At 34.3% G+C, this 502-nt stretch carries 1 protein-coding gene; it reads right to left on the bottom strand.

The window, feature by feature from the left end; genetic code table 11:
• Positions 1-191 precede the first annotated feature (191 nt).
• Positions 192-502: arginine repressor ArgR (argR, locus tag SB717_RS33545; protein WP_410907119.1), on the bottom strand; the 311-nt coding region annotated here is incomplete at its 5' end.

Here is a 502-nt window from a genome sequence, read left to right as displayed (position 1 = left end):
TATATATTTGTATGTATATACTCTTCTAACCCGCTTCATTGTACCAAACATTTGTTTTACGGGTCAATTCATCTATTTTCTAACTTTATGCAAACAAAATATTATATTACAATTGAAAAATCATATTTTTGACCAATAAAAATATCTTGTTCACTTCCCACTTTACGATGGAAAGCAAACAAGATTTTTTGTTACAACATATTTAAGAAACGATCAGAGACAACACCTGTATCGTCAGGTGTACGGCAAATAATTAAGCAAGTATCATCACCACAGATGGTTCCGATGATCTCATCCCACTCTAAATGATCAATAAGTGCTCCAAGTGAATGAGCGTTACCAGGCAATGTTTTTAGCACAAGCATATGTCCTGCCGTGTCTAATTTTACAAATGAATCCACTAGATTTCGTTTTAATTTTTGTAACGGGTTAAATCGTTGATCTGCTGGCAAGCTATATTTATAGCGCCCATCATGTAATGGCACCTTCACTAAGTGCAGTT

It is taken from the genome of Priestia sp. SIMBA_032 (assembly GCF_046535215.1).
Taxonomy (GTDB): Bacteria; Bacillota; Bacilli; order Bacillales; family Bacillaceae_H; genus Priestia; species Priestia aryabhattai.
This window is presented reverse-complemented; position numbering and strand designations above follow the sequence as displayed.